The organism is Novacetimonas pomaceti (assembly GCF_003207955.1).
GTDB lineage: Bacteria > Pseudomonadota > Alphaproteobacteria > Acetobacterales > Acetobacteraceae > Novacetimonas > Novacetimonas pomaceti.
Window position 1 is genome coordinate 1 of the sequence record NZ_NOXG01000069.1, and the last position, 3,009, is coordinate 3,009.

Sequence of the window (3,009 nt, forward strand, 5' to 3'; positions counted from 1 at the left end):
AGCAGAATATCGTCAATATTCCAGATCGGGCTCCTGTGGGATGACTGAATTCTACAAAATGACCCGAAATTGCCTCAAGTGTGAGAAATCCGCGTCGATGCGAACAGCGACTGATGACCTGTCATGCCAAGCAGCGTTATTCCCGGGACCGCGGCAAGCGCCTGCTGAAGGAATAATCGACGGTTTTTCAAGATTTTCTTGTCCGGCACTATGGTTGTCTCCGCCCCCAGAAGTCCTGAACCGGATACAGCGCATCAGGATCATGGCTCCGTCTTGTTGTTTCTTTTGGCAATCCACGACTGCGAACAGCCGTGGAGACAGGATGTTTCTATGTTCCCCTTCTGAAAGAAGGAACAGATACGAACGAAATTTACATATGTATATTTGTGAGTTTTATCTGGATTATTATCCAAGATAACAATCTATAATGATCGCATCAGAATTCAAAAATTCATACGCTCCATACTGCCTACATTCCGTATTTTTATTTTGTATGAACAGGACAGATACCGGATATCATATGCGGTTGTTTTTATCCGCAAGTCATGGCGTTCACTTATTCTGGAGCATTCCAGCCTGCTTTCAATGAAGAGGAACGAGTGACGACAACTTCTCAATCATCAATCCGCATTGCAATAAAATAATATGCATTGCTCTAATATCGAAAACATCTAGGTAACGAATATGTCAATACAGATTAATTCTTTGTGTATTGTAAATTTAAATATGCACAAATCTTCAATTTATTGAATTCGAATCAACACCCCAAGGAATCGCTTCGGAAACTATTATTTATGTGCAATTTATATTTGTGATGTTTGCTTAGGGCATAATCCAGCCCACCCCATGCCATGGCTGGCACCGACAGGGCGGACAGGAATTCAACCGTGGCATATATCGCCAATCGCGACATAATCCCTTTTAAATGCGCAGGATTATCCGGAATATTGCAATCTCCGCCTTCCCTGTTCCCTGATCCATGCTGCCTGTCGATCATCACAATGGCAGCAGTCCGGATGATGATCGGGAACCGGGTGGCAGTCGTTCATCGCTTTCGATCAATCCATCTTTGCTGATCTGCTGTTCATGGTCGCGCACGAAACGAGACTGATGGATCTCCCGCCAGCCTCCCTGCCCTGTCAGCAGGAGATTCACGGCGTCCTCAGCCGTAACAGTCACCCTTCGGGTCGTGAACCTGCGATCAGGATGTCAACGAGGCGCTTTGCACGCTCCTCCCAGCCGGGGCCTGTCGCGTAGATCGAAACGCCGGTCAGGGCGCACAGCAGATCTATGGGTTCGATGTCAGGACGGATGTCGCCACTTTCCACGGCACGGGCGACCAGCCCGCCAATCGCGGTGGTAAGAACTGCGCGGGAATCCGCATAGATCGCATCCGTTCCGCCAATGAGGCTGTTCAGTGCGGGCGCAATCACCTGCTTGGTCGCGATATAGTCAACGAACAGCTTCAGCCACGCGCGCAACGCCTCGACGGGGGCATAGGTGTCCGCCAGATGGGTGGCCGACGCCGCCAGCCGGTTCAGTTCAGCGCGATAGACCGCCTCGATCAGGGCGTCGCGATTGGCGAAATGCCGGTAAAGCGTGCCAATTCCCACGCCGGCGCGCCGCGCGATTTCATCCAGGGGAATGTCGATTTCGCCTGATCTAAAGGCTGTCCTGGCCGTTTCCAGCAGGCGCTCGCGGTTTTTGCGTCCGTCGCTGCGGGGCCTGCGACGGCGCGTCTGGTCCTCTTTCACGTTTTCCCCTCTTGTTAAACGGAGGAACTCTCCGTATATAAATAACCGGAGCATGCTTCCACATAACTCCCCGAACGTCATCTCCGCAAGGAATGGCGTTCCCTTCATGCCGGAGACCCATCATGGCACAGACTATGACACAGCAGTTTGGCGCAACATCCACGACCGAGGATGTCCTGCGCAATGTTTCCCTTGCCGGCAGACGCGTCCTTGTAACCGGCGTTTCAGCGGGGCTGGGGGTTGAGACAGCGCGCGCTCTGGCGGCCCATGGGGCCACGGTCGTTGGGGCCGTGCGTAATCTTGCAAAGGCGGAGCATGCAACCACGCAGGTCCGGCGTGACGCGGAAAAAGGCGGTGGATCGTTTGAACTGCTTGAACTTGACCTTGCGGACCTTGCAAGCGTTCGGGCTGCCACGGACCGCCTGAATGCGGCAGGCAACCCGTTCGATCTGGTCATTGCCAACGCAGGCGTGATGGCCACCCCTTTCGGACATACGAAGGACGGGTTCGAGACCCAGTTCGGCACCAACCATCTGGGGCATTTCGTGCTGGTCAACAGGATTGCCGGCCTGCTGCGGGCGGGCTCCCGCCTGGTCAACCTCTCCTCCGCCGGGCATCGCTTTTCGGATGTCGATCTTGCCGATCCGAATTTTGAGCACACACCGTATGACCCCTGGATTGCTTACGGCCGGTCAAAGACCGCCAACATCCTGTTCGCGGTTGCTTTCGATGCCCGGCACCGGGCGCAGGGCATACGGGCCACTGCCGTGCACCCTGGCGCGATCATGACGGAACTTGTGCGTTATCTGCCAGAAGGCGCACTGGAAGCGATGGAGGCGCAGATCAACGCCCAGGCATCTGCCGCAGGCAAACCGCCATTTGAGTTCAAGACAGTCCCACAGGGTGCCGCGACCTCGGTCTGGGCTGGTGTGGTTGCGTCTGCGGATGCGGTAGGCGGACATTATTGCGAGGACTGCCACGTCGCACAGGTCATTCCTGATGACGTGCCCAGGGGACTGCTTGACGGGGGCGTGCGTGCCTATGCCGTCGATCCCGCGCACGCCGAAGCCTTATGGGCCAAAAGTGAGGAAATGGTGGGAGAGCGGCTCGCGTCATAACTGCCGCCTGCATGACAGCCTGATCTGAAGGGGCATCGACGCGGAAATCTCACAGAAGGGTTGTACATCGGGTTAGATTATGAAAAAGTCTGTTTTGCACAAAAGAAATTTTCGTAAGCTATAAGAAAACCCGATGC

At 54.4% G+C, this 3,009-nt stretch carries 3 protein-coding genes; 1 reads left to right on the forward strand and 2 read right to left on the reverse strand.

Annotated features, from left to right (window positions below):
• Positions 1–996: 996 nt before the first annotated feature.
• Both CFR71_RS16665 and CFR71_RS15425 read right to left on the reverse strand, forming a co-directional pair.
• The gene (locus tag CFR71_RS16665) at positions 997–1,155 is read right to left on the reverse strand and encodes a hypothetical protein (protein WP_165832124.1); all 159 of its coding nucleotides are present in this window, start codon (positions 1,153–1,155) and stop codon (positions 997–999) included.
• A gap of 20 nt (positions 1,156–1,175) precedes the next feature.
• Positions 1,176–1,754: a TetR/AcrR family transcriptional regulator gene (locus CFR71_RS15425; RefSeq protein WP_239020458.1), complete on the reverse strand. Its 579-nt coding sequence runs from the start codon at positions 1,752–1,754 to the stop codon at positions 1,176–1,178.
• Positions 1,755–1,888: 134 nt separating this feature from the next.
• Between CFR71_RS15425 and CFR71_RS15430 the strand changes: the two genes are divergently transcribed.
• Positions 1,889–2,872: an SDR family NAD(P)-dependent oxidoreductase gene (locus CFR71_RS15430; RefSeq protein ID WP_110532195.1), complete on the forward strand. Its 984-nt coding sequence runs from the start codon at positions 1,889–1,891 to the stop codon at positions 2,870–2,872.
• Positions 2,873–3,009 lie beyond the last annotated feature (137 nt).

Bases quoted from the DNA above. Each gene is read 5' to 3' on its own strand.
- CFR71_RS15430 (WP_110532195.1), top strand. From the start codon at position 1,889: ATGACACAGCAGTTTGGCGCAACATCCACGACCGAGGATGTCCTGCGC.